Origin of the sequence: uncultured Roseobacter sp., assembly GCF_947495025.1 — a bacterium.
GTDB lineage: Bacteria > Pseudomonadota > Alphaproteobacteria > Rhodobacterales > Rhodobacteraceae > Roseobacter.
This window is the reverse complement of record NZ_CANLXG010000003.1, coordinates 1-25,463: the sequence shown is the minus strand read 5'-3', so window position 1 is coordinate 25,463 and position 25,463 is coordinate 1. Positions and strand designations below refer to the sequence as shown.

At 60.8% G+C, this 25,463-nt stretch carries 28 protein-coding genes; 15 read left to right on the top strand and 13 right to left on the bottom strand.

Annotated elements, in window-relative coordinates; genetic code table 11:
* Window positions 1-159 precede the first annotated feature (159 nt).
* The 7 genes from Q0792_RS14285 to Q0792_RS14255 all read left to right on the top strand — a co-directional run bounded on the left by Q0792_RS14285 (window position 160) and on the right by Q0792_RS14255 (window position 6,334).
* The gene (locus Q0792_RS14285; protein WP_298841981.1) at window positions 160-939 is read left to right on the top strand and encodes an SDR family oxidoreductase; all 780 of its coding nucleotides are present in this window, start codon (window positions 160-162) and stop codon (window positions 937-939) included.
* Between the two features lie 3 nt (window positions 940-942).
* Window positions 943-2,064 carry a DNA alkylation repair protein gene (locus tag Q0792_RS14280; protein ID WP_298841979.1) on the top strand — a complete coding sequence of 374 codons (1,122 nt, stop codon included), beginning with the start codon at window positions 943-945 and terminating at the stop codon, window positions 2,062-2,064.
* A 101-nt stretch (window positions 2,065-2,165) separates the two neighbouring features.
* On the top strand, window positions 2,166-3,524 hold the full coding sequence (locus Q0792_RS14275; protein ID WP_298841976.1) for a sodium:proline symporter: 1,359 nt from the start codon (window positions 2,166-2,168) through the stop codon (window positions 3,522-3,524).
* Window positions 3,525-3,569: 45 nt separating this feature from the next.
* On the top strand, window positions 3,570-4,652 hold the full coding sequence (locus Q0792_RS14270; RefSeq protein ID WP_298841973.1) for an ABC transporter ATP-binding protein: 1,083 nt from the start codon (window positions 3,570-3,572) through the stop codon (window positions 4,650-4,652).
* Window positions 4,653-4,662: 10 nt separating this feature from the next.
* Window positions 4,663-5,013 (top strand): Lin0512 family protein, encoded by a 351-nt coding sequence (locus tag Q0792_RS14265; protein ID WP_298841969.1) that lies wholly within the window; start codon window positions 4,663-4,665, stop codon window positions 5,011-5,013.
* Window positions 5,006-5,371 carry a Lin0512 family protein gene (locus tag Q0792_RS14260; RefSeq protein ID WP_298841967.1) on the top strand — a complete coding sequence of 122 codons (366 nt, stop codon included), beginning with the start codon at window positions 5,006-5,008 and terminating at the stop codon, window positions 5,369-5,371. The genes Q0792_RS14265 and Q0792_RS14260 overlap by 8 nt, the downstream gene beginning before the upstream one ends.
* Before the next feature lie 12 nt (window positions 5,372-5,383).
* Window positions 5,384-6,334, top strand: a complete 951-nt coding sequence (locus Q0792_RS14255) for a glutathione S-transferase family protein (protein ID WP_298841965.1) — start codon at window positions 5,384-5,386, stop codon at window positions 6,332-6,334.
* Here the strand turns inward: Q0792_RS14255 and Q0792_RS14250 are convergent.
* Both Q0792_RS14250 and Q0792_RS14245 read right to left on the bottom strand, forming a co-directional pair.
* Complete coding sequence (locus Q0792_RS14250) at window positions 6,307-6,987, bottom strand: YafY family protein (RefSeq protein WP_298841963.1); 681 nt, start codon at window positions 6,985-6,987, stop codon at window positions 6,307-6,309. The two genes, Q0792_RS14255 and Q0792_RS14250, sit on opposite strands and share 28 nt — an antisense overlap.
* Before the next feature lie 27 nt (window positions 6,988-7,014).
* The gene (locus tag Q0792_RS14245) at window positions 7,015-7,395 is read right to left on the bottom strand and encodes a hypothetical protein (protein WP_298841960.1); all 381 of its coding nucleotides are present in this window, start codon (window positions 7,393-7,395) and stop codon (window positions 7,015-7,017) included.
* Between the two features lie 217 nt (window positions 7,396-7,612).
* Between Q0792_RS14245 and tatA the strand changes: the two genes are divergently transcribed.
* Genes tatA through Q0792_RS14225 form a run of 4 tightly spaced genes read left to right on the top strand, consistent with a single transcriptional unit; the run spans window position 7,613 to window position 9,962 of the window.
* Window positions 7,613-7,825 (top strand): twin-arginine translocase TatA/TatE family subunit, encoded by a 213-nt coding sequence (tatA, locus tag Q0792_RS14240; protein ID WP_298841957.1) that lies wholly within the window; start codon window positions 7,613-7,615, stop codon window positions 7,823-7,825.
* Window positions 7,826-7,828: 3 nt separating this feature from the next.
* Complete coding sequence (gene tatB / locus Q0792_RS14235; protein ID WP_298841954.1) at window positions 7,829-8,275, top strand: Sec-independent protein translocase protein TatB; 447 nt, start codon at window positions 7,829-7,831, stop codon at window positions 8,273-8,275.
* Window positions 8,272-9,120: a twin-arginine translocase subunit TatC gene (tatC, locus tag Q0792_RS14230; RefSeq protein WP_298841951.1), complete on the top strand. Its 849-nt coding sequence runs from the start codon at window positions 8,272-8,274 to the stop codon at window positions 9,118-9,120. Before tatB ends, tatC begins: the two co-directional genes overlap by 4 nt.
* Window positions 9,117-9,962 carry an ATP-binding protein gene (locus tag Q0792_RS14225; RefSeq protein ID WP_298841948.1) on the top strand — a complete coding sequence of 282 codons (846 nt, stop codon included), beginning with the start codon at window positions 9,117-9,119 and terminating at the stop codon, window positions 9,960-9,962. Before tatC ends, Q0792_RS14225 begins: the two co-directional genes overlap by 4 nt.
* A 279-nt stretch (window positions 9,963-10,241) precedes the next feature.
* Here the strand turns inward: Q0792_RS14225 and Q0792_RS14220 are convergent, their stop codons facing one another.
* The 8 genes from Q0792_RS14220 to radA all read right to left on the bottom strand — a co-directional run bounded on the left by Q0792_RS14220 (window position 10,242) and on the right by radA (window position 18,489).
* Complete coding sequence (locus Q0792_RS14220) at window positions 10,242-11,429, bottom strand: LysM peptidoglycan-binding domain-containing M23 family metallopeptidase (protein WP_298841945.1); 1,188 nt, start codon at window positions 11,427-11,429, stop codon at window positions 10,242-10,244.
* Window positions 11,430-11,498: 69 nt separating this feature from the next.
* A complete protein-coding gene (locus tag Q0792_RS14215; protein ID WP_298841942.1) occupies window positions 11,499-12,143 on the bottom strand; it encodes a protein-L-isoaspartate(D-aspartate) O-methyltransferase in 645 nt (214 codons plus the stop codon).
* Window positions 12,140-12,925 carry a 5'/3'-nucleotidase SurE gene (gene surE / locus Q0792_RS14210; RefSeq protein ID WP_298841939.1) on the bottom strand — a complete coding sequence of 262 codons (786 nt, stop codon included), beginning with the start codon at window positions 12,923-12,925 and terminating at the stop codon, window positions 12,140-12,142. Before surE ends, Q0792_RS14215 begins: the two co-directional genes overlap by 4 nt.
* A gap of 77 nt (window positions 12,926-13,002) precedes the next feature.
* Entirely contained in the window at window positions 13,003-13,647 is a 645-nt protein-coding gene (locus tag Q0792_RS14205; RefSeq protein WP_298841936.1) for an SDR family oxidoreductase, read from the bottom strand.
* 88 nt (window positions 13,648-13,735) lie between these two features.
* The gene (gene purF / locus Q0792_RS14200) at window positions 13,736-15,220 is read right to left on the bottom strand and encodes an amidophosphoribosyltransferase (RefSeq protein WP_298843805.1); all 1,485 of its coding nucleotides are present in this window, start codon (window positions 15,218-15,220) and stop codon (window positions 13,736-13,738) included.
* A 137-nt stretch (window positions 15,221-15,357) separates the two neighbouring features.
* Complete coding sequence (locus tag Q0792_RS14195; protein ID WP_298841933.1) at window positions 15,358-16,455, bottom strand: PAS domain-containing sensor histidine kinase; 1,098 nt, start codon at window positions 16,453-16,455, stop codon at window positions 15,358-15,360.
* Between the two features lie 91 nt (window positions 16,456-16,546).
* Window positions 16,547-17,101 carry a CvpA family protein gene (locus Q0792_RS14190; protein WP_298841928.1) on the bottom strand — a complete coding sequence of 185 codons (555 nt, stop codon included), beginning with the start codon at window positions 17,099-17,101 and terminating at the stop codon, window positions 16,547-16,549.
* A 26-nt stretch (window positions 17,102-17,127) separates the two neighbouring features.
* The gene (radA, locus tag Q0792_RS14185) at window positions 17,128-18,489 is read right to left on the bottom strand and encodes a DNA repair protein RadA (protein WP_298841925.1); all 1,362 of its coding nucleotides are present in this window, start codon (window positions 18,487-18,489) and stop codon (window positions 17,128-17,130) included.
* Between the two features lie 109 nt (window positions 18,490-18,598).
* Between radA and Q0792_RS14180 the strand changes: the two genes are divergently transcribed.
* On the top strand, window positions 18,599-18,976 hold the full coding sequence (locus Q0792_RS14180) for a cupin domain-containing protein (protein WP_298841923.1): 378 nt from the start codon (window positions 18,599-18,601) through the stop codon (window positions 18,974-18,976).
* Between the two features lie 27 nt (window positions 18,977-19,003).
* On the opposite strand, the gene Q0792_RS14175 is transcribed toward Q0792_RS14180, so the two are convergent.
* Window positions 19,004-20,506 carry a heme peroxidase family protein gene (locus Q0792_RS14175; RefSeq protein ID WP_298841920.1) on the bottom strand — a complete coding sequence of 501 codons (1,503 nt, stop codon included), beginning with the start codon at window positions 20,504-20,506 and terminating at the stop codon, window positions 19,004-19,006.
* 164 nt (window positions 20,507-20,670) lie between these two features.
* Between Q0792_RS14175 and Q0792_RS14170 the strand changes: the two genes are divergently transcribed.
* On the top strand, window positions 20,671-21,297 hold the full coding sequence (locus tag Q0792_RS14170; protein ID WP_298841917.1) for an MSMEG_1061 family FMN-dependent PPOX-type flavoprotein: 627 nt from the start codon (window positions 20,671-20,673) through the stop codon (window positions 21,295-21,297).
* 15 nt (window positions 21,298-21,312) lie between these two features.
* Here Q0792_RS14170 and Q0792_RS14165 read toward each other — a convergent pair whose 3' ends face one another.
* Together Q0792_RS14165 and Q0792_RS14160 are read right to left on the bottom strand one after the other, a co-directional pair.
* Entirely contained in the window at window positions 21,313-22,140 is an 828-nt protein-coding gene (locus Q0792_RS14165) for a GNAT family N-acetyltransferase (RefSeq protein ID WP_298841914.1), read from the bottom strand.
* Complete coding sequence (locus Q0792_RS14160) at window positions 22,137-22,826, bottom strand: GntR family transcriptional regulator (protein ID WP_298841911.1); 690 nt, start codon at window positions 22,824-22,826, stop codon at window positions 22,137-22,139. Before Q0792_RS14160 ends, Q0792_RS14165 begins: the two co-directional genes overlap by 4 nt.
* 226 nt (window positions 22,827-23,052) lie before the next feature.
* Between Q0792_RS14160 and Q0792_RS14155 the strand changes: the two genes are divergently transcribed.
* Together Q0792_RS14155 and Q0792_RS14150 are read left to right on the top strand one after the other, a co-directional pair.
* A complete protein-coding gene (locus tag Q0792_RS14155) occupies window positions 23,053-24,036 on the top strand; it encodes an ABC transporter ATP-binding protein (RefSeq protein WP_298841908.1) in 984 nt (327 codons plus the stop codon).
* Between the two features lie 36 nt (window positions 24,037-24,072).
* Complete coding sequence (locus Q0792_RS14150) at window positions 24,073-25,338, top strand: extracellular solute-binding protein (protein WP_298843802.1); 1,266 nt, start codon at window positions 24,073-24,075, stop codon at window positions 25,336-25,338.
* Window positions 25,339-25,463 lie beyond the last annotated feature (125 nt).

The following is a 25,463-nucleotide window of genomic DNA, read 5'->3' as shown; positions in this document are numbered from 1 at the left end:
CGTTTCCGCGCGGCAGAGCAAGCGCTGATGCCCGATCCGCGGCCGCATCCTGCCAGGGTGACCGGTCCTGTCGGACGGTGGCAGCAGGCGCGCGCGTTTTTCTGGTCACAGGCGGTCTGGTGGTGATAGGCAGAGCAGACGAACAAAAGGGAGCAAGGCATGGATCTGGGAATCAAAGGGAAACGCGCGGTCGTCTGCGCTTCGTCCAAAGGTCTGGGGCTGGGATGTGCAGAAGCACTTGCAGCGGCAGGCGTCGATCTGGTGATGAACGCGCGCGGTGCGGAAGCGCTGGATGCAGCAGCCGAGGCGATCCGTTCCGAACACGGCGTCAGTGTCACGACGGTTGCAGCAGATGTGTCCACCGCAGACGGGCAGGCCGCGCTTCTGGAGGCGGCAGGGGATGCGGATATTCTGGTCAACAACGCAGGCGGACCGCCGCCCGGCATGTGGCACGACTGGGACCGCGAAGACTTTATCAAAGCGCTGGATGCGAACATGCTGGCGCCAATTGCGCTGATCAAAGGGCTGGTGCCTGGCATGATGGACCGTGGCTGGGGCCGTGTGGTCAATATCACCTCTCAGTCGGTCAAGGCGCCGATCCCGGTGCTGGGGCTTTCGAATTCCGCACGTGCTGGTCTGACCGGCTATGTCGCGGGTACCAGCCGCCAGGTCGCGGGCAGGGGTGTGACGATCAACAACCTGCTGCCGGGCATTCACGCGACCGACCGCGCAGATGCGCTGGATGGCGGCGTGGTCAAGGCGCAGGGCATCACCCTGGAAGAAGCCCGCGCCAACCGCGCGGCCACCATTCCGGCAGGGCGTTACGGCACCCGTCACGAATTTGGTGCAACCTGCGCGTTCCTGTGTTCGCAGCACGCGGGCTTTATCGTAGGTCAGAATCTGTTGCTGGACGGTGGTGCCACGAACGCGACCATCTGATCTGTGGCTGTTCTTCTCAAGGATCAGCTGTTCAATCCGGAATCGGTTGAACAGCTCGCGGGTGATTTTGCCCGTGGCGTGCCCGGTTTCGACCGGGCGCGGTTCGTCGAAGATGCGCTGGCAGGCTTTCCCGAACGGGAGCTGATGGCGCGCCTCGACTGGCTTGCCGACTGTGCCGAAGCACAGTTGCCTGCAGACTTTCCGGACATGGTTCCGCTGTTGCATGCCTCGATGGCACCGCGCCTTGATCCCACACGGAAGGATGACGATTTCGGCCGGTTTATCCATGCTGTGCCGGGCATTCTGGCGGCGCGCCACGGGCTGGAAGAGCACCGCGAAGCCGCGATGCAGGTACTTTATGAGGCAACACAGCGGTTTTCCATGGAATTCTGGATCCGGGACTTTCTGATCCGCTGGCCATCAGAAACGCTGGCGGATCTCGCCCGCTGGGCCGGGGATGACAATTACCACGTGCGCCGGCTGGTAAGTGAGGGCACGCGCCCGCGGCTGCCATGGGCCAGGGCTGTCGGTCTGACGCCGGAACAGACGCTGCCATTGCTGGACCGTCTGGCGGGCGATTCCACCCGTTTTGTGACCCGTTCGGTTGCCAATCATCTGAATGATCTCAGCCGGATTGCGCCGGACAGAGTGATCGCCCAGCTGGACGCATGGTCAAAGGCCGGTCGTCAAACCGCCAGGGAAATGACCTGGATGACGCGTCATGCGCTGCGCACGCTGATCAAGAACGGTCATCCGGAGGCGCTGGCATTGCTGGGATACAGCCCGGACGCACCGGTGGACGCCTCCGTCACCATTGACACGCCGGTGGTGGCTATCGGGGACAGGCTTGCTTTTTCCTGTCGTATTTCTGCGACCGGAGATCTGCCGGTGCTGGTTGATTACCGTATCCGATTTGCTCGACCAGGTGGGAAAACCGCGGAAAAGGTCTTCAAGCTGCGTCAGAGCCAGATCAGGGCGGGCCAGACGCTGGAGCTGTCCAAAGAGCATCCGCTCAAAGGCAATGCCACCACCTTTACCCTGCACCCGGGCGAACACCATCTGACACTGCAGATCAACGGCCGCGACCGCGCTTCGGCCGCGTTCACGGTTGTCACGCCGGGCTGATCACCTGCTGATCACATCTTTGGCAGGGCGGTCGCTGCGCTCTGGTGCGGCTGTCCCGCGCGCGCTAGCTCAGGGCAAAGGTTCTGAGAAAGAAAGCTCCCATGCAAACAACTGTGCTGATCCTGTCACTCGCAGGCATTGTCGTTCTCAGTCTTGTCGCGGCGCCCCGGCGGGTCGGCACGGATGGTTTTTTCAGCGGGCAGAACGCCGAGGGCCATGCGCCCGGACTGTGGGTGCTGGTACTGAGCCAGGTGACCACCTGGATATTCGCGCGATCCCTGATGAATGCGGCGATCCTTGGATATTACTACGGTATGGCAGGCACGCTGGCCTATGCGGCCTATTACGGGTCCTTTCTGAGCGGCGGTTATATCGTCGGACATCTGAGGCGCCGGGGCGCACGGTCGGTGCAGGACTGGCTGAGCGACAGTTTCGGCAAAACCGGAACAGGGTGCTACAACCTGGTGATCGGGCTGCGTCTGCTGTCCGAGGTGTTTGCCAACCTGCTGGTGGTCGGTCTGATCTTTGACGCCGTCGCCGGTGGGGGCGGTACGGTCGCCATCATTACTGTGTCCCTGCTGGCGCTGGCCTATTCTGCCTGGGGTGGTCTGTCGGCCGCGCTGCGTACGGACGTGGTGCAGATGGTGCTGTTTCTCGCCGCTTTCGGGATCGCCTTTCTGGCGCTGGTTCTGAGTCCGGGCTTTTCGCCCGCGGCCGTGGCAACAGCCCCCGGCGTTGCCGGCAGCTGGAACGGCTGGGTGCTGCTCGTGGTCGCCGCGCTTCAGGTTTTTTCGTATCCGGCGCACGACCCCGTAATGATGGACCGTGGATTTCTGGCAGATGAGGACACGACGCGCCGGTCGTTCCTGCATGCGTTCTGGATCTCGACGCTGTGCATTGTCGCATTTGGCGTCTTTGGCATCCAGGCAGGCCTTGCCGGAGAGGCCTATGAAGGTGAACTGATCGGCACCTGGGCCCGGATGTTTCCTGAACCGGTGTTTCTGCTGCTGATGGTGTCTCTTCTCGTCTCTGCCCTCAGCACGCTCGATTCTGCTCTGGCGTCGTCAGCGCGTCTGGCCGTTGAGGAACTGGGTCTTGCTGCGCGCAGTCTGGTCGGCGGGCGGCTGGTGATGACGCTTGTCATGGCCGCGGGTCTTGCGCTGACGCTGTGGGGCAATGCAACGCTCTTCGACGCGGTCGCGGTTTCAGGCACGGCCTCGATGTTTCTCAGCCCTGTGCTGATCGTCGGCCTGGTGCTGCGCCGGCAGATTGCACTCTGGGCCTATCTGGTGGCCTATGGTGCGGCCCTGGCCGGTGCCTTTGCCTACTTTGCGCGCAGCTGGCCGACAGTGGCGGCACTTTTGCCGGACGCACACAAATACGAACAGTTGCTGGCCATCTGCGTGGTTGTCCTGGCCACCGGATTTGCTGCGGTGCTTGCGGGCGCGCGGAAGGGCTGATAGCTCCGGGCCTGAGTAAATCTGTCGGATATCCGGAGCCTGCCCTTGACCCCGCCCGCCCCGAGGCTTGAGATCAGAAACCTGCGCCGTGCCTTTGAAGGGCGTGCTGTGGTGGATGACGTGTCGCTGCGGATCATGCCGGGGCAGGTCACCTGCCTGCTGGGGCCGTCGGGATGCGGCAAGTCCACGACACTGCGGATGATTGCGGGCGTCGAGATGCAGGACAGTGGCGAGATCTATGTCGACGGCAATCTGATCTGCGACACAGTGTTCCGCGTGCCACCCGAGCGGCGCGAGATCGGTCTGATGTTCCAGGACTTTGCGCTCTTTCCGCATCTCAGTGTGGCTGACAATGTGGCCTTTGGCCTGCGCACCGGCACAAAGGCCGAAAAACGCGCCCGCGTCGAGGCGTTGCTGCAGCGCGTGGATCTGCTGCGTTTCATCGATGGGTATCCCCACCAGTTGTCAGGCGGAGAGCAACAGCGTGTGGCGCTTGCCCGGGCGCTCGCGCCGAGGCCGCGGATTATGCTGATGGATGAACCGTTTTCCGGCCTCGATAACCGTCTGCGGGACGGTATCCGGGACGAAACGCTGACAATCCTCAAAGAAGAGGACACCGCCGTATTGCTGGTCACGCACGAGCCTGAGGAAGCGATGCGCATGGCCGACGAGATTGCCCTGATGCGCGATGGCAAAATCGTCCAGCAGGGGGCGCCCTACAACGTATACACCCGTCCGGTGGACCGTGCGGCTGTGGCATTCTTTTCTGACGCCAATGTGCTGCGGGCCGAAGTGTCAGGCGCGCTGGCGCAGACACCCTTTGGCCGGTTCCTGGCGCCGGGCGTGCCCGATGGCACCGCTGTGAACATCGTGTTCCGTCCGCAGCACGTGCGCATCGACTTTGACCGCAACGGCACAGGTCCGCTGCCAACCGCAAGCGATGGTACTGCTGCCCGCGGTATTGTTCAGCGGGCGCGGTTTATGGGCAATGAGAGCCTCGTGGAGTTTCAGATGGATCATGACGGCTCGGTGCTCAAGGCAACCGTGCCCAACGTGTTCCTGCCACAGCCCGGTACGGTGATGTGGCTGACGATCCGGCGCGACCGGTGTTTTGTTTTTGCAGCCTGAGGAGGGTCTGATGCAGCGGCTTCTGGTGGAATTCGGTATGGGGACCTCGCTGCGGCGCGGTGATTACACCCAGGCAGCAGTCCGGGGCGTCAAAGACGCGCTGTGGCACAACTCAATCAATCTGGCGGAACTCTTCGGCTTTGAGAAAACAGACATGAAAATCATCGTGGATATTGGTGTGCAGCGGCCTGATCAGGTGGATGTTGCAGAGATCATGGCCGTCTTTCCCTATGGAGACGCCGATGTGCGCGTGCATAAGGGCGGCCTTGATGCGCCAAGGCCCGAAGGTGAAGGCAACCCGACAATTATGGCCAACGTGGCCCTGACGGTTGGCTTTGACATGGAGCGGGCAGATGGCTGAACAGCGTGTGATCATCGAGATGGGCATGGGCAATGATCTGCATGGCCAGGACTATACCAAGGCCGCGCGCCGGGCGATCGAGGACGCGTTTCGCCATTCCTCGCTGCCGCTTTTTGGCGTGCTGGACCTGCCGCACAGCGAGATGCGGGTTCAGGTGACCGTCGGCGTTCAGCAGCCGGATGCAGTGGATGTCAAAGCCCTCGGGAATTTTCTGCCGCGTGGGCGGGCCGAAGTGCGCGTCGTGCACGGCGGGCTGAATGTCGACACGGTTGCAAATGACCCGATTGTTGTGGCCCAGGCCAGCGTCGAGGCTTTCCTGCCGCCGCAGACCGGCTGGACCCTGAAAAACAAGTCCTGAAAGGACCCTGACATGACCGATACCGCCCCCGAGATCATTCTGCACAATTACCCGCAGTCGCCGGTTGCCGAAAAGGCGCGCATCGCCTTCGGTATCAAGGGCCTTGCGTGGCGCGACGTGGAAATCCCGCGGCTGGCACCCAAGCCCATGCTGACGCAGCTGACAGGTGGGTACCGGCGCACGCCGGTGATGCAGATCGGCGCGGATATCTATTGCGACAGCGCCTGCATCATCCGCGCGCTTGAGGCGCGTCACCCTGAACCGACCTATTTCCCCACAACCGAGGCCGCGATGATGTGGGCAGCCAGTCGCTGGACGGATGGCGCGCTTTTTGATCTGGCGGTGAAAATTGTGCTGGGTTCGGCGGGGGAAAACCTGCCGTCTGACTTTGCTGCGGACAGGGGACGGCTTTATCTGGGGCCGGACTGGGCCGCGGGGCTGAAAGCTGCGAATGCCGCGCTGCCACACCTGGCCGCTCAGATGCGCGCGCCGATGGGCTGGCTGAACGCGCAACTTTCAGACGGGCGGGCCTATCTGCTGGGCGAGGCCGCAGGGGCCATCGATGCACAGTTTTTCCACGTGGTCTGGTTTATCCGGGGCCGCTGGACACAAGGGCCGGAATTCCTGTCAGAGTTTCCGCATCTGGAACGCTGGGAAAGGAATGTTGCAGCCATCGGACATGGTACGGTATCGCCGATGACGCCGGACGAGGCGATCGCGGTGGCAGCATCCTTCGAGCCGGCGGAACAGTCGGGTATGGACAGCCATGATCCTCAGGGCATCCGACCCGGCAGCGAAGTCACCGTACATCCGGATGTGGACGGGGGCGAACAGGGCGTCACAGGCATTGTAACCTTTTCCGATGCGGACACGATCACTGTGGCACGCCGCGATGACGTCGCCGGAAACCTCGCCGTTCACTTTCCCCGAGCAGGCTACAGGGTCGAGGTCGTATCGACGTAGTCGGCAAGCGTTTTGCCGGGCTCGTCGACAAAGAGCTCTGGCAGGGCCTCTGCCGTCTGAATGAGATCGACGCGGAATACCCTGTGGGCATCCCGCAATTCGCACCAGACAGTCAGCGTCCAGACCCGGCCCCAGTATTCCATATGCAGGGGCCGCACGACGCGCATGGTCACGGCGCCTTCGATTGACGTGTAGGTCAGCCGCAGCTTTTGCCGTGCGCGGATGGCCGCCCGCAGTGTCGGCATATGGGCAAAGCCCCGGGCGGCATCCGCAAACGGGTAGACCGCGAATTTCCACGCATCCGCATCTGCCACGACCTGCTCGGGCAGCACGGCGTCGACCTTTTCTGCAAGGCTCAGGGCGGCGGCTCTGAGATCCGGATCAGCGGCTTCGCCGACGATGGCCATCCCGAGGTTCAGCGCCTCAAGCTCTGCCACAGTCAGATTAAGCGGGGGCAGGGTGATCGCGGCGGTGATCATATACCCCACGCCGCGCTCACCCTCGACAGGCACACCGGAGGCCACCAGCGTGTCCATGTCGCGGTAGATTGTGCGCACCGATACTTCCAGACGCTCCGCAATATCCTGCGCGCGGTGCAGTTTGCCGTCGCGCAGGATCTGGATGATGTCAAAGAGGCGGTCGGTGCGGCGCATGGCCCGACACTGCCATTGCCGCGCAGCCTAGTCCATCTGCATCAGCACGCGTGCGTGGCGCAGCTGAGTGCTTTCCTCCTCCATCATCGCAAAGAAGGTCTGGAATTCGCTGCGCTCCATAGCCTTTGCTTCGGTCGCCTTTGCAGCCTCCAGCGATGTCCATAGTATGTAATCCGTCCACAGGCCATCGTCATCCCGTGACAGGCTGCGCGACAGGACCGCGCCGGTGCTCGCAAGGAATGGCTCCGTCGCGCGTGCGGCGTCCAGCAGTGCGTCGGTGCTGACACCTTGCTTTACGCGGTAGGTGACGATTTCGGCCACCGGCGATGCCTGGCCATCGCCACCGCCACTGGCCGCGTCGGCGGCGGCAAAGGCGATGAGAATCGGGAAAACGGGGAATATACGCATGATTTGTCCTTTCATTGTCCTGCGTTCGGCGTGGACATGACAGGGTGTAACTGACATAAACCTGTCAGTTGAGTTTGGCGAGGGGTAAAATTTTTGCCAGACCGGGGTTCTGACAGGGTCAAATTGCCCGTTCCGGCTTCTGTCGGTCGGCGTGATTGCCTAAACCGGGACGTGACATACCCGCCCGGACAGGGCGCGACCTTATGGGAGAGATCAAATGTTGAACAATATCGGCCTTCCGGGCCTGCTGCTGATCGCCGTTGTGGTGCTGGTGCTTTTCGGCCGCGGCAAGATTTCCAGCCTGATGGGTGAAGTGGGCAAGGGCATCACATCCTTCAAGAAAGGGATCAACGAAGGCCAGGACGAGATTGCCCATGCCTCCGAAGAAGCCAAGGACGTCACGCCCGAGACCGAAAAAGACAAGGTCTGATCCATGTTTGACCTCGGCTGGACGGAGATGCTGGTTATCGGCATCGTCGCTCTGATTGTTATCGGACCAAAGGACCTGCCTGTGCTGTTCCGGACCATCGGACAGTTTGTGGGCAAGGCAAAGGGCATGGCCCGTGAGTTCAGCCGGGCGATGAATGACGCCGCCGACGACGCGGGCGTCAAGGACATGGCCAAAGGCCTCAAGGCAGCGACAAACCCGGTGAATTCGGCAATGGACGGCGTGAAAAACGCCGCAGCCGACCTGGGGAAATTCGATCCGGACTCCGAGACCGGCAAACTGTCGGCCGAGAGGGCAGAACAGACCAGAAAAATCCAGGCAGCAACGGCGCGCGCGGCAGCTGACCGCAAAATGCGCGAGGCCCAGGAGGCACAGGAAAAGGCAGCAGCCCTCGAGGCCGCAGCAACACCTGAGCAGAAGAGTGATACATGAGCGCATCCGAAGAAATGGACGAAAGCGCCGCCCCGCTGATTGAACATCTGGCGGAGCTGCGAACGCGGCTGATCCGGTCTGTGATTGCCTTTCTGATCGGCATGATCATCTGTTTCACGGTCGCCACGCCGATCTTCAATTTTCTGACGAATCCACTGTGTACGGTGCTGTCCGAGCGGGGCCAGGACTGCGATCTGATCTTTATCAGCCCGCAGGAAGGCTTTTTTGTCGCGATCAAAGTGTCGCTGCTGGGCGGGCTGATGCTGTCGTTTCCTGTTATCGCGCATCAGATGTGGCGGTTTGTGGCACCGGGTCTGTACAAGAACGAAAAAGGCGCATTTTTGCCCTTTCTGATCTCTTCCCCGGTTATGTTCCTGCTGGGCGCGTCATTTGCCTTCTATGTGGTGACACCGCTGGCCTACGATTTCTTTCTTGGTTTTCAGCAGTTTGGCGCCGAGGGCGAGGCGGTTGTGGGTGATCCTGCCATCGCGCCGGGTCTCAGTGTTGTTTTCCAGGGCTCTGCGCAGGAATACCTCAATCTGACGATCAAGTTCATTGTCGCATTCGGGATGTGTTTCCAGTTGCCGGTTTTGCTGACCCTGATGGGCAAGGCTGGTCTTGTAAGCGCTGAAGGTCTTGGAAACGTGCGCAAATATGCCGTCGTTGCCATTCTGGTGCTGGCAGCACTCGTGACGCCTCCGGATGTGATTACGCAGGTAATCCTCTTTGTAGTCGTCTATGGCCTGTATGAGGTCTCGATCTTCCTTGTGAAACGGGTAGAGACCAAGCGCGAGGCAAAGCTGCGGGCCGAAGGCTATTATGACGACGAGGAAGACGCATCTTGATCGATGATCCGATGGACCGTATCGCGGCAGCGCTGGAACGTCTTGCGCCCGCGCCGCTGGCTGCGCCGGATTTCTCGGCGGCGCCAGCCTTTGTCTGGCACGTTTCTCCGGACAGACTGGAGCCAGTGCCTTCGGTGGCCCGTGTTGATCTTGAACTGCTCATCGGTGTCGACAGATCGCGCGATACTTTGCTCGCGAACACGGAGCAGTTTGCCCGCGGACTACCCGCCAACAATGCCCTTCTCTGGGGGGCGCGTGGTATGGGGAAATCAAGTCTTGTAAAGGCGATACATGCAAAAGTTCACGCATCGCATGAAGTATTGCGGATCGTTGAGCTGCAACGCGAGGATCTGCCCTCGGTCGGCCGGTTGCTGAACCTGCTCAGAGATGCGCCGTACCGTTTTATTCTGTTCTGCGACGATCTGAGTTTCGGGCACGACGATGCACATTACAAAAGTCTCAAGGCCGTGCTGGACGGCGGGATCGAAGGTAGGCCGGACAATGTTGTGCTTTATGCAACATCAAACCGGCGTCATCTGATGCCGCGGGATATGATTGAAAACGAACGCGGAAGCGCGATTAACCCGTCAGAAGCTGTCGAGGAAAAGGTTTCCCTGTCTGACCGCTTTGGTCTCTGGCTGGGCTTTCACCCCTGTGATCAGGATCAGTATCTCAGCATGATCCGCGGCTATTGCGATGCCTGGGGTGTCACCATTGACGAGGAAACGCTGCGGGCTGAGGCGATCGAATGGCAGGCTACGCGCGGCTCCCGGTCCGGACGCGTGGCATGGCAGTTCTTTACCGATCTTGCCGGGCGGCAGGGCGTCGCGCTGGAAAGCTGAACCGCTGAGGCAGATGAACGACGTCGGCCGAGGCCGGACGGCGCTGTGCCGGTCTTTGCAAAGTCAGCTGCAGGTGTTTGCAAACACCACCTGGCCCATCTGTCAGCGTGAAAGACGCGGAAACACGGGTTTTGCGGTATGAGCTGGCGGACATTGTGATCTCCACGGGGCGGTTGATTTCACACTGTTTCTGCATCAGAAACAGGGCATCCCTGTGACGTGATCAATCGCAATTATGGCAATCGCGGGGAAATTTCGCGCATCATGCAACCCGAAATCCTATTTCAGGTAGAGCATGGGATCTACGCGCTCAAGACCACCTTCGATAACCTCAAAGTGCAGAAAGGCGTCTTTGTCATCGCCCAGCGTGCCGATCTGCTGCCCCCGCGAGACTTTGTCGCCTTTTTTGACGGAATAATTCGTGACGTTCACGTAAGCTGTGAGAAGCTGAGGTTCGTGCCGGAGAACAATAATCGGGACACCATCTGTATCGACGAGAACCGATCCCACGACACCAGCATCCGCCGCGAGCACAGGGCTACCCGGATCTGCCTTGATGTCGATACCCGGGTTCTTGTCCCTGGAGAATGCACGGATGATGGTACCGTCCAGCGGGAAAACCATCCGCGCTGAGGTGCTGGCAATTGTTTCCTCTCCCACATCCACCTGGGGCTCAGCGACTTTTACGGGTGCTTCCGCTGCGGGCAGGGGCTTGGCGGCACTGGGTGGCGTCGGTGTTGGTGTTCCGGTCCCCGGCTCCGTTACGGCTGCCGCAGCGGCGGCAGGTGGTGCCTGTCTTGCGACGGGGATCAGCAGGAACTGACCTTCACGGATGGCGAAGTCCGGCCCAAGGCCGTTCCATTCCGCCAGCGATTTGACGGGCACATTATACAGGCGGGAAATCGTAAAGGCTGTCTCGCCGCGCACAACTTTGTGCCGGATCGGCTCTTCGCTGTCAGCAGACGCGGACGCGCTGGCGGGCGGCAGGGCCGCGGTCTGAACGCCCGAAGGGCTGGCCGCGCTGCTGCTCTGTGGTGCTCGGTCAATCGCGCCGCCGGCAAGCGTGCCGATATCCACTGCGCCCGGCTGCGCCGTTCCGGCAGCACCGGCGGGTTCCGAGACGCGGGCGGGCAGGGCAACGACCTCCCCTTCGCGCAGGGGAACTGCTGTATCAATGCCGTTGAAGCGGGCCAGCTCGGCCGCGTTCACGCCCAGCCGCCCGGCGATGTCATTGATCGTGTCTCCGCGTTCCGCAACGGCCACTTGGTATGTGGGATAGGAAATCACGCCGCGGCTGTCCGGTGCCGGCCGGTTGGTTGTCTGAACTGAACTGGCAGCTTCGGCTGTACCAAACCCACCGCCTCTGAGATCGAAGTCAAGGGGCTGGTCACAGGCGGCCAGCAAAATCAGCGCGCCCGCTGTGGTCACTGCAAGGTGCGCGCGTCCGCGCGGTATCGTCCGGATCATCTGTTCGTCCTCAATCTGCCATGTGGCACACGCCGGTTGGCCCGGCTGTCTTGCGCGCAATATAGCAGCTTATGTGTCCTTACCCAAGCCTTCCAGCAAGGGGACGAAGCGGACCTGCCGCAATTCGTCGTATTCCACGCCATCTTCTGTTTTGCGGGCGACGATCAGGTGCTGTACGGCATCCGACTGACCCACCGGCACCACCATGATGCCGCCTGTTTTCAGCTGCCCCAGCAGGGTACCGGGCGGATCCTCGGCAGCAGCCGTCACGATGATACGGTCAAACGGCGCCTGATCCGGGAGGCCGAAACTGCCGTCGGCGGTGATAGCGGTAATGTTCGTCAGGCCGATCTCGTCAAACAGGGCGCGGGCCTCGCGCACAAGGCGGCTGTAGCGATCAACGGTATAAACACGCCGCGCAAGCCGGCTGAGGACGGCGGCCTGATATCCCGAACCGGTTCCCACTTCGAGCACCTTGTCTCTCGGGGATATCTTCAGCGCCTGAGTCATCAGACCGACGATGGACGGCTGACTGATCGTCTGCCCGCAGGCAATGGGCAATGGCATGTCTTCGTAGGCACGATCAGAGAAAATACCGCGGATAAACGGCCCGCGATCAATGGTTTCCATTGCCTGAAGCACACGCTTGTCCGTCACCCCGCGCGAACGCAGCGCATAGAGGAACTGCATTTTGCGTTCGGCGTCTTCGGTCATGTCGCGATGCCTTTTAGGTCCTCCATGACGTCATGCGCTGTCAGATCTGCACGCATCGGCGTAACCGAAATGTAACCGTCCAGATTGTCCGCTGCATCCGTTCCGGGCGCCGTCGAGATCTGCTGGTTACCGCCGCGGATCCAGAGAAACCGGCGTCCGGACGGTGACATGTGTGGTTCGGTAGAGAATACGGTGCCATCCCGCAGACCCTGGCGTGACAGGCGGGTGCCCTTGACGCCAGACGCCGGAACCGGCGGAAAGTTTACATTATAGAACAGGCGGTACCCGGATGTTTCTGCAGGCGTATGCGCGAGAATCCGCCGGACCACCTCTGCACCATGCACCGCACTGGCTTCAAACGGGTCGTCTGTCTGGTTGTTGGCGGGGCCGAAATACTGCGAAAGAGCGATCGCGGGAACACCCTGGAGGGCTGCTTCCATTGCGCCGCCAATCGTGCCTGAGTACAACGTGTTCTCGGCTGAATTATTGCCCCGGTTCACGCCGGACAATACCAGATCAGGCAGTGAATCTTTCATCACGTCATGCAGTCCGGCCAGCACGCAATCGGCTGGTGATCCTTCGGCTGCAAAACGCCGGGGGCCCATTTCGGCGATCATCATGGGGTGGGTATAGCTGATGCAGTGACCAACGCCGGATTGTTCGAAAGCGGGGGCGACCGTCCAGACTTCGCCGCCTGCACCGGCGATATCTTCAGCGATCTGAGCCAGTACTCTGAGACCAGGTGCATTGATACCGTCGTCGTTGGTTATGAGAATACGCATAAAGTCCCCTTTGCGCCTTGATAGGCGAGGGTCGCAGGAGCAGCAAGCACGGGCCGCGCTCTGATGTCGGGAAAGGTCTAAGAAACCTGAAGTTGTGCCAGAAGTGCCGCAGCCTGCTGGTACACATCATTGAGCGCTTCCCTGTTCTCGCCCGGAAAGAACCTTGCGCGTGTCGCCGTGGGCATGGGTTCAGGCGTCAGGATATGCACCTTTGGACCGGTTCTGACCGTTTCAGCCTGCCAGGACCGTGCCAGAGCGATCTGCGCTGCCTTGCTGGCACCATAACTGCCAAAGAACTTTTCGCCGGCGCGCGGATCGTCAAAAAATACGGCCTCGCCCGTCTGGCCCAGCAACGGCGCAACAAAAGAGATGAGCGTGGCGGTAGCGGTCACGTTCCCGTTGAGCGATTTGGCAAAATCCTTGCTGTCGATGTGGTCTGTCGGGGCCAGGGGCGCCGCATGTACAGCCGTGTGCAGCCAGATGTCCAGATTGCCCCAGCGGTCAAATATACCCCGGCAGAGAGTAGCCATAGCGTCCGCATTCGTCACATCCATCGGAGCCAGCGTCGCCGAACCGCCGCGTGCCTGGATGCGGTCATCCAGTTCTTCGAGCGCGCCGGTGGTCTTCGCCACCGCGATGATGTGATGTGACGGGCAGAGCGCCTCTGCCAGTGCGGCGCCGAGGCCGCGGGACGCGCCGGTGATAAGAGCTGTTTTTGTCATGCGCCGGTCGTGCAATGGAAGCGCGCCCGCGTCAAGCGGAAGCATGCCGGACGGTCAGCGGCAGAAGCGCACAGTCCGCAGGCCGGTCTTATTCTGCGGCCGGTTTCATCTCAAAGCCGCTCTCGATCTGATCAGAGGGTTTGACCGGATACTCTCCCGAAAAACAGGCGTCACAGTACTGTGGCTGGTTCGGGTCCCGGCCCCTTGCTTCGCCTACCGCGCGGTAGAGACCGTCGAGCGAGATGAATTTCAGACTGTTGACCTGCAGATGGTCGCGCATCTCATCTTCGGACATGGTCGCGGCCAGAAGTTTTTCGCGTTGTGGGGTATCCACGCCGTAAAAACAGGGCCAGGCTGTCGGGGGAGAGGCTATGCGAAAGTGCACTTCGCGGGCCCCGGCATCGAGGATCATCTCCTTGATCTTGCGCGACGTCGTCCCGCGCACGACGGAGTCGTCGACGAGGATCACGCGCTTACCCTCGATGAGCGCGCGGTTCACATTGAGTTTCAGGCGCACACCCATGTTGCGGATCTGCTCGGTCGGCTCGATGAATGTGCGGCCCATATACTGGTTGCGGATGATTCCCATGGCATAGGGAATTCCGGATTCCAGACTGTACCCGATTGCAGCCGGTGTACCGCTGTCCGGAACCGGACACACAAGGTCGGCCTCGACAGGTGATTCCTTGGCCAGTTCCCGGCCGATTGCCTCGCGGGTTTCATAAACGGAACGACCGCCCAGTATGCTGTCGGGCCGCGAGAAATAAACGTGTTCGAAAATGCAGAAGCGTGGTTTCTGCGGGCGGAAAGGAAAGTGCGATTCAACACCTTTTTCGGTGATGACGACCATTTCTCCGGGGGCGATTTCGCGCACGAACTCCGCACCGATGATGTCCAGCGCGCAGGTTTCGGAGCTGAGAACCCAACCGTCGCCGACCTGGCCCAGTACCAGCGGCCGGACGCCCAGCGGATCCCGCACGCCGATCAGTTTCGTGCGCGTCATTGCAACAACCGAGAAGGCGCCCTCGACGCGACGCAGCGCATCTTCCATCCGTTCCGGTATCGTGCGCTGAAGCGAGCGGGCCATCAGATGAATGATGCATTCACTGTCAGAAGAGCTCTGAAAGATCGATCCGCGTTCGATCAGTTCGCGACGCAGCGCATTTGCGTTGGTGATGTTCCCGTTATGGGCAATTGCGGCACCACCCATGGCAAATTCGCCAAAAAACGGCTGAACATCGCGGATCGCTGTCTGACCCTTGGAACCCGCTGTAGAATACCGCACGTGTCCTATCGCCAGAGGCCCCTTGAGGGTTTCCATGACCGCCTGGCTGGTAAAGTTGTCGCGCACATAGCCGAAGCGTCTGGCGGACTGAAACCCAAGCTGGGCGTTGTGGCTGACAATGCCGCCGGCTTCCTGCCCCCTGTGTTGCAGCGCGTGAAGCCCGAGGGCCACGAAATTGGCCGCCTCGGCGACGCCGATCACGCCGAAAATGCCGCATTCTTCTTTGAGTTTGTCATCATCCCCCATGTCGCGCAGGAAAGATGTGTCAAAAGGATGGGCGGGGGGCATGGTCCTGGGCAACGGGGCAGCTCCGAATCCGGTGGGTCTCAGGCGCATTATGTAGGGCGTCCGGTCTCCGGTGTCACGAAACTATCCGCATGCAATCGCGAATGTCGCAGGCACGACACGGTCCGGTTGCAGACTGGTCAGCGTGCCGCCGTTCTGGGCAACCGGGGCACCTGTTCCTCTGTCATCTTTGATGCGTCCTCCGGCAGGATCCGTCCAGGCAGCGTAAAGGTGATCACGCCGCCGGTCCGGTCCGGGCAGTTCTGTGCCGAGATGTGTCCGCCACGCAGGGTAAGCAGTCGCTGGACTGCCATGAGCCCGTAGCCGCGTTCATGCGAAATCCCGGCTGACCTGACGAACAGCCTCTCTGGTGCGGGGAAGCCTTTTCCGTTGTCGGTCACGGTCACTGTGATGTCCGATACGCCTGTGTTCCGGACTTCTACAGTGACCACAAGATCCGGCCTGGTATTGTGCTTGATCGCGTTGTCCACAAGATTTCTGAGAGCAATCTGCAGCGTCGTACTGTCGCTTTCCACCGTCACACCGGGATAGCGGAAATCGACCTTTCCCTGTGGATCAAGTGTGCCGCGCAATGTCGCGCACAGACAGCTCAGGTCTGTTGGCGCGGTGTCGCGTGTCGTTGCGAGCGCCTGCGTATAGGCCAGAATATCGGTGATCATCTGTCCTGACTTTGATGCGACCTCTTCGAGCATGTCGATCAGACCGTGCTTGCCATCGCCGTGATCAATGAAATCGTCTTTGAGCAGGGATGCGAGTGTCTGGATGTTGCGCATCGGGGTGCGCAGATCATGCGCGGCGATGGCAATGAACTGCTCCGCTTCGGAGAGGGCTTCGGCGGCATCCGCAGCCTCTGATATTGCTGACGGCGCGGGCACACAGGTACCGACGGCATGCGTAATTGTGCCATCCGGTGCCGAGACTGCGGTCAGTGTTGTCCTGACCGGTCCCGAATGACCAGGCCATGGTGCCGGCAGATCAAAAAAGGACCCGCGTCCGGTCGTCAGTGCGGCCCTGTGATGGTCAAAAGCACGCTGATCCGGCCGGCCGGGGAACAACTGGATTTCGGTCTTTCCGGCGACATCCGCAGCAGAGATACCCGTTGCACCCGACCAGGCGTCATTGACCCAGAGATAGCGCGGCATCAGATTGTTGTCTGGCGCGACCACGAAAACCGGCACCGTAACATGCTGGTACGCTGAGAACTGGTTGAGATCCACGTCAGGGTTTCTCCGCTGATGATTGCGGGTGCACCCTTTCACAGCCGGGATAAATTACAGTTAACGTCGCCGCGTGGCGCGCCTGCGCCCGTTACTGGCCGCAGTTTCCGACGAGGGCTTCGTAGCGACCGGTGATCCAGCCAAGTGCCTGTTCCGGCTCTGCTGTTTCGATTTTCTCGGCCACCTGCGAGAAAACAACGGCAGAGCGGCTTTCATCAACCACCGTATAGCTCTCGCCTGTTATCACGGTTTCATAGACGAAAAACGCGACCGCAACGAGCAGCACGCCGCGGGCCACGCCAAACAGAAAGCCAAGACCCTGGTCGATACCGCCAAGGGCAGAGCGCTGGATGATACTGGAAAACAGCGGCGTGAAAAGCGACACGACGATCAGCGCAATCGCAAAAACCGCTGCAAAGGCGCCGATGATCGACAGTTCGCAGCTGTCTGCGAGAAATTCACCCACAACAGGGATCTCACGCACCAGTGGTTCGACCTGCGGTGCAAACAGAAAACCCAGAACAGCGGCTGCGACCCAGCCCACGATTGCCATCAGCTCGCGTACCAGCCCGCGGCCATATGCCAGCAGGGCAGAGACCAGGATGACCAGAGCCACCGCGCCGTCAACCAGTGTGAAACCTTCCATAGACCCTTACGCCTTTCTGTCGAACGTCAGCCCGCGCCGAATATCTCACCGACAAATCCCGTCAGATCGGACATAGTGTTCAGCGCGATGCCCGCAGCACTCACAGATTTCCCACCCGTTGCCGCGATTGCGCCGGTGAAACCAAGTTTTTGCGCCTCTTTCAACCTTAATTCGGTCTGAGTGGCGGGTCTGAGCGCACCGGAGAGGCTGATTTCACCAAAAACCACCGTATCCGCGGGCAGCGCAGCATCTTCACGGGCACTCAGAAGGGCCGCCGCAACAGCAAGATCAGCGGCGGGTTCCGAGACCTTCATGCCGCCGGCGACGTTCAGATATACGTCCAGTCCGGCAAACGGGATGCCACATCGCGCCTCGAGCACCGCAAGGATCATCGCCAGCCGCCCGCCGTCCCAGCCGACAACGGTGCGCCGCGCCTGCGAATGCGGCGAAGGAGCCACAAGCGCCTGAAACTCCACGAGAACGGGCCGGGTTCCCTCGACACCGGCAAACACAACCGACCCCGGGCTGGGCTCACCCCGTTCGCTGAGAAAGAGCGCAGAAGGATTGCCGACCTCGGCCAGACCGCCACCGGTCATCTCAAAGACACCGATTTCATCTGCCGGCCCGAAGCGGTTCTTGACCGCGCGCAGAATGCGGAACTGATGCCCGCGCTCGCCTTCAAAATAGAGCACGGTGTCGACCATATGTTCGACGACCCGGGGTCCGGCGATCTGACCCTCTTTTGTCACATGTCCCACAAGAACCACGCTGATGCCTTTGCGTTTGGCAAAGCTGGTCAGCTCGTGGGCGGCCGCACGCACCTGACTGACAGAGCCAGGTGCTGATTCCACATTGTCGGCCCACATGGTCTGAATGGAATCGATGATCGCCAGTTGCGGACGCTCGGTCTCCAGCGTTGTCAGAATATCGCGCAGGTTTGTCTCTGCAGCCAGTTTGACCGGCGCATCGGCGAGACCCAGCCGGCGCGCGCGCATGCGTACCTGAGCAGAGGCCTCTTCGCCTGAGACGTAGATCGTCTTCACACCCTGTCGTGCAAACTGGGCCGCCGCCTGCAACAAAAGCGTGGATTTGCCGATGCCCGGATCGCCCCCGACCAGAATGGCCGAAGCAGCAACGAGGCCGCCGCCCAGAACACGGTCCAGCTCGGCGATCCCGGAATTGGTCCGGGGCGGGGGCGCTTCTTCGGTCGACAGATCTGTCAGGGTAATCGCCGCGCCGCGTTTGCCGCCCAGTGATTTCGCCGGCCCTCTGGAAATGCCTGCGTCTTCGGAGATGGTGTTCCATTCGCCACAGGCCTCACAACGACCAGCCCATTTGGTCGTCACATTGCCACAGGCGTTGCAGGAGAATGAGGGGGATTTTGCCATGCCCCGTTGTGGCCCAGGTCCACAGGCGGGTCAAAGGCAAAATGCGCATCCGGTGGTTGACGGCGCACGCGCTCTGCGGCCATCTGGATCAGAGCCCGGAGAGACATGTATGGACGTGATCAGCACCCAGAATGCCCCCCACCATAAATGGCAGTCGGTCTGTGATGCCTGGCCGCTGGTGGATCAGCCCGGGCTGTCCGTCAAAGAAGAGCAGATGCCGCCGGGGGCTGCGGAAACCCTGCACAGCCACTGCGTGGCGCGTCAGTTCTTTTATGTGCTGCAGGGTTGTCTGACGATAGAGGCGCAGGGCAGGGCGCTGGAACTCACAGTCGGGCAGGGCACAGAGGTCCCGCCCGGCGTGGCGCACAGGGCCCGCAACACCGGCGGTACCGCCCTGCGGTTTCTGGTGGTGTCGTCTCCATCAACTGCAGGTGACAGACACGAACTGCCAGACCAGGGTCCGCACGGCGGAGCGACCGGGGGCTGAATGGACCCCCGGTCAGGTTTTTACAGATCAGGCAAAGCCGATGCCGTTGGCCCTGAGACCGGCCAGCCGGATCACCGAGGCCAGTGTCCAGGACGGATCATCGACATTGTCCACGCCTCCGCTCAGCAGTGGGTCTTTTTCAGGTGTCCAGCAGGGCTCGGTCGAGACCCAGCTCAGCGGATCACCTTTGAGCAGGCCCGCAAAAACAGAACAGACAATAACCGAGCCGACATGGCCCAGTGAATTGCCGCCACTCTCTTCGGCTTCGCGCAGGATGTAATACCACAGCGCATCCGGCTCATCCGGCCCCAGAGCGATGGGATCAACGCAGAACTTGCGGGCCACAGCAGTGCCGGACGGCAGATCAAAGGTCACACCGCGCTTGAGGTTGCGGAAGGCGAGCACGTTGTTCGCATCACCCGGCGCTGCCTCAAAGAGGAAGGCCAGCGCATTGGCCAGTTTCGTATCGATTTTCCGCGCCATCTGCGGGAACAGACCGGGTGCCGAGCTTTCCATCTGCAGGAACCAGTCCCACTGGATGCAGTTGTCCGGCTTCATCGGCCGGAATCCGCGCAGATCGTCCGGATCGCCGCCACCGGTGTTATCAAAGATCGGCGCAAATTCCCCAAATCCACGTTCGGGATTATTGGTCTGGTAGCCGTTCCGCACCATCGAATGTCCGAACCGGTAGGCAGCGACCGAGAACTCTACGGGCATGAAAGGCTGGTGCTTCCAGCTGTAGACATCGTCCAGCTGACAGATCCACCGACGCCGGCCGTCGCAGGTTTTTTCCAGCTTCATGGCGCAGTCATACATTGTGTCGGTTGCGATCCGCGGAATGAAATCATTCCAGACGATGTGCTGATAGAGCCAGCGCAGGGTCTTGCGTGCCCGCTCAAAGACCACGGAGGTCGACGCGCCGGGGTCATCCGCACGCGCCCGGTCCACCAGCGTATTGTGCGCCAGCAGGAATGCCAGCTGCAGCTGGCTGACCATCGCGTTTTCGTCATTGCGCATGTCGCCGATCAGCGCACGTCCGCGAAACCGTGGCAAATCAGGCAGATCGGGGCGGCCCTCCACTTCGCCAATGGCCAGTTTTGCTTTGTCGTCAGGATCATAGAGATAGGGCTGATCATCCGGACCGGCGCCATAGACATTGTCAAGATCCAGCCGCGGGGTGCGGAAATTGCGCAGCCCGTTGGGATCATTCCGGCGCATCAGCGATGAGGCCGGATCGAATGTTATGTCGTGATCGACGAACTGTCCGAAGTATGTGTAGCCCGCCGGAATGTCCGAGCTGAACTCTGCCTCCAGCTGGTCAATTTTGGACTGATCTGCAGCGATGTCTGCCGGCAACTCACCCGGCAGCTCAATCATCAGGTTGTTGGCGATATCCAGCAAAGCCGCGTCAGAATCCGACGTGCCGGGGCTGTGCCAGGGGTCGAGATCAGGAAACAGTCTGCCAAACGGTCCGTGATAAAACGGGGACCTGGGGGCAAGAATATCAAAATGCCTGGAACCATGTGCCATAATAAAACTCCAATAAAAAATCTGATCGTAAAAAGTGCGGGCGGAAATTGCCCACAAGCAAGAGTAGCACATTCGGCGCTCTTTCGCCATAAAAGGCTGTGCCTGACGCCTGGCGCATGCGATTATTCTGTTGCCGGACAGGTTCAGGTATTGGGAGATTTGGGATGTACAGGGCAGAAAAACCTGTCACGACGGTCGCGGAACTGGAAGGGATGCTGGACCCGCTGCATCCCAGCCAGGTCAACAAATTCATCGATCACATCGACGAGCACTGTGCGGCATGGATTGCCCGCACGACTTTTTGCACCATCGCCAGCTGCAATGCCGCGGGACAGATGGATGTGTCTCCCAAAGGCGACCCGGCGGGTTTTATCAAAGTCATCGACGAAAAGACCATCGCGGTACCGGACCGGATCGGAAATAACCGCGCCGATACGTTCCGGAATGTGCTGGAGGTCCCGCGGGTCGGCATGATGCTGGTCGTGCCTAGGCGCAAGGAAGTTGTGCGGATCAATGGAGCAGCCGAACTGGTACGCGACGATGCGCTGCTTGATCTGACCACGCTCAACGGACATCGCCCGGACCTGGTACTGCTGGTGCGTGTGGAGGAGGCGTTTTTCCACTGCGGCAAGTCAATGATCCGGAGCGCGATGTGGCAGCCGGACAAATGGGGGCCGGTTGAGGGGCTGCCCAGCTATTCACAGGCGCTGAAAGACCACGGTGACATGGACATGCCGCTCGAGGATATCGAAGCCCGGATGGCGTACAATGAAACGGGCCGTCTCTACTGAACGCGCGGGAAAGGCTCAGCCCAGTTCCAGAGATGTCACAGCAAAAATACCTGCGGGTGGTGCCGAAAACGGGCCCCGGTACATGCGGGCAGTGTGAAACCCGGCCTGCATGCCCAGCGACAGGCAGAGATCCGTCAGCGTCTCAGATGACTGAGGGACATCCAGAATGACCGGTCCACTGGTCATCTGGGCTGCATGCGCGATCAGACGGGCAGCGGTTTGCCTGTCGGGTGCTGTCAGCGGGCCGATTTTTGCACCGTTTCCGCATAACCGGACCGTACAGGCCGCCGTAACGGCGCCAGGTGTCCCGGCCACGATGGTTCTGCGGGTATTGGTCTGCGTGAACCATGCCGACAGGTAGGCCGGTTTGGCGGTTCCGGACGCCTCTGCTTCCATGGCGATCAGGGACGGAATGTCCGTGGACGTCGCAAGGCGCAGGGTCTCATCAGCTGACGCCGCCACCTTGCCTTCAAAACGCGTGGTTCCACCAGCGTGCCTGAAGCCGGACGCGGCATAACTGGCCTGCTGCTCCGGCACGCCGTCAAGCCCGACCGTTCGGTCGCCTGCGTGATCCAGCGCATGCTGCCAGAGTGCATAGCCGATCCCGCGTCCGCGATAATCCGGCAGCACGATGTAGAGACCAAGAAAGGCGAACCCGGGATTGTGATTGACCACTGAAATGGCGGCGACCGGGGTATTGTCGTCGACGGCCAGAAAGAACCCGTCCGGATCCGCCTCGAAAAAGGCTGCGGCATCCTCAAGGCCCGGATTCCATCCTTCGGCTGCGGCCCATCGGAGTACGTGGTTGATTTCGCTGGGTTCCGCGCTGCGGTAGATGATCATTTCAGCAGTGCCTCGCGCAGGGATGTCGTGTCTGCCTGCTGATCGCGCAGGTCGAGCTGTGACACGAGATCGAGCAGATGCCCCTTCATCAGTTCCTCGGCGCTGTCGCCATCCTGGCTCCGGAATGCATCCAGAAGCGCATGATGGGCGTGACTTTCGCACAGTGCATTCCGGCGCCGCCAGTAGAGGGCGATGACCAGAGAGGACTGCGAGATAAGCTGGCGGATGAAGGTTTCAATCGTGTGCTGATCGGCGATCCGCGCGATTTCACAGTGAAATTCGCCGGAGAGCTTGAGGGCTGGGCCTGCTTCGTCCCGGGCCAGGGCGGCATGCTCCTGTCGGATGTGTTCTTCGAGCAGCAGGATGTCACGCGGTCCTGCACGTTCTGCCGCGGCGCGGGCTGTTTTGGGTTCCAGCAGCGCGCGGGCCTCGAATACCTCGCGGGCCTCCCGGACCGAAGGCCGCGCGACAAAGGCGCCCCGGTTGCGTTCGATCGACACAAGTCCGGTATGAGCCATTGATCTCAGGGCCTGCCGCACCACAGTGCGGCTCACACCAAAGATATCGCCGACCTCGTCCTCGCGCAGCTTCATGCCGGGGCTGACGCGGTGCTCGTGCACAGCTTCCGTCAGCTCAAGCACAATGTCTTCAGCCGAAGTCACCTGGTGCGGGGCAGGCTGTGCCATCTGTGATCTCCCTCGTGATCTGGTTGCCAGAGCAACAAACGACTCACAAGATCGGGAGCGCAGATTTCTCAGATCGTATACAATTTACGCCTCTTTTTTGAACAACATTGATGGAATCTGCCCTTTTAAGGGCGTTGAACGGTCAGGGCGCGGGATCACGCGGGAAAACCTTTGAGCGTTTCAGCGCATCGCGCCCAGTCTGGTGCAACGCCAAACGGGGGCATTTATGGGCCATGATCTGGATCTTGAATTTGTCAGTCTGACAAAGCGCTATGGCGATACCGTCGCGGTGGATGCCATCAGCTATCATTTTGAGGCCGGTACATATGCCTGTCTTCTGGGGCCGTCGGGCTGTGGCAAATCCTCGACACTGCGGATGGTGGCGGGCCATGAGGTGGTATCGGACGGCGCTGTGCTGCTTGGCGGCCGGGATATTTCCCACCTGCAACCGGCCCGGCGGGGCACGGCGATGATGTTCCAGAACTATGCTCTCTTTCCGCATCTGAGCGTGGCCGATAACGTGGCGTTCAGCCTGCGGATGCAGGGCCGGGATGCGGCAGAGCGCCGCAAAAAAGCGTCAGAGATGCTGGAACTGGTTGATATGACCGGGTTTGCCGACCGGCTGCCAGCGCAGCTGTCCGGTGGTCAGCAACAGCGTGTGGCGCTGGCCCGGGCGCTGATCACCAAGCCGCAGGTGCTGCTGCTGGACGAGCCGCTGTCGGCTCTCGATCCGTTTTTAAGGGTGCGCATGCGGGCGGAACTCCGGCGTCTGCAACGCGAGCTGGGCATTACATTCATTCACGTCACCCACGGACAGGACGAAGCACTGGCACTCGCCGATGAGATCGTCGTGATGAACAACGCCTTTATCGAGCAGGCCGGGCCGACGCGAACTGTTTTTGAAGCACCGCGCACGGCGTTTGTCGCGCGGTTTCTGGGCTCACACAACGTGATCTCTCTGGCGGAAGGCAACTTTGCGGTGCGTTCCGATGCGCTGCGTCTTGGCCCGCCCGATGGTGCACAGCTGCCCGGTCGGATCGTGAACATTGAATACCAGGGCACACATGTCGCCCTGACCGCCGCGGTTGCGGGCGATCAGGAGGTGACAGCGCTGCTGCCGGACGGGGATTTCTTCGGCAATCCGAAGGATCTGGGCGAGGCCGTTGGCCTCAACTGGGACAGTCAGGCCGCACATGCCCTGACTGCATGATGAAAACTGAAAAAACAGGGAAATGATATGACGACAATTCCAAAAATTCGCTATTCGCGCCGGTCTGTGCTGAAGACGGGTGGCGCGGCGGTGGCGGCCGCCGCGCTTCCGGCTCCAATGGTATGGGGACAGGCCATAAAAGATGTGACGCTGCGCCAGTTTGGCACCGGGGTGTCCAACCTCAATGAAGTGGCGACGAAGGTCAAGGAAGACCTTGGTTTCACACTCGAGATGACGGCACTGGATTCAGACAGTGTGACCCAGCGCGCGGCCACACAGCCGGACAGTTTTGATATCGCCGATATTGAATACTGGATCTGCAAAAAGGTCTGGCCGACAGGCAATCTGCAGGCAATGGATACGTCCAGAATTGCCAACTACGACAAAATCGTCGGGACATTCCGGTCGGGCAAGCTGACACCGGAAAGCGTGATTGCCCAGGGGACTGCGCCGCACACGGTCGGGTTTACATCCGGCCCCAATGGCCGGGATTTTGTTCAGGAGGAATCCGGCTGGATGACCCTGATCCCGACGATCTACAATGCCGACACGCTGGGCATCCGGCCAGACCTGATCGGCCGGCCGATCAGCAACTGGTCAGAACTGCTGAACCCGGAGTTCAAAGGCAAGGCGTCAATTCTGGACATCTCGTCCATCGGGATCATGGACATGGCGATGGTCGTGGAATCCATGGGTGAATACAAATACCCCGACAAGGGCAACATGACCAAAGAAGAGATCGACCTGACACTGGGCATCTTTACCGAGGCCAAGAAAGCGGGGCAGTTCCGCGCCTTCTGGAAGTCTTTTGACGAGAGCGTGAACCTGATGGCCTCGGGCGAGGTCGTGATCCAGTCCATGTGGTCACCGGCGATCACCGCGGTGCGCAGCCAGGGCATTCCCTGTGTCTATCAGCCTCTTGAAGAGGGCTATCGTTCCTGGGGCGGCGGTATCGGCCTTTCCGCGTCGCTGTCGGGCATCGAGCTGGATGCGGCCTATGAATACATCAACTGGTATCTCAGCGGATGGGTTGGCGGTTTCCTGATGCGTCAGGGATATTATTCCGCCGTGCCGGAAACCTCGAAAAACTTCATGTCTGAGGACGAATGGGGCTTCTGGTTCGAAGGCAAGGCAGCCCAGGGCGACATCACCAACCCCTTCGGCGACGTGATGGAGAAGGCTGGTGCGGTGCGCGATGGCGGATCGTTCTATGACCGTATGGGTGCTGTGGCCTGCTGGAACGCGGTTATGGATGAAAATCAGTACATGGTCCGCAAATGGAACGAGTTCATTGCTGCATGAGGGGTCGGGGGGCGGGGGGGGGGGGGGCCGCGGGGGGGGGGGGGGGGGGGGGGCCCCCCCCCCGCCGAACACACACCGCGCCGGAGGACGGGGGGGGGGGGGGTGGCAGACTAGGGCCCAGAGAC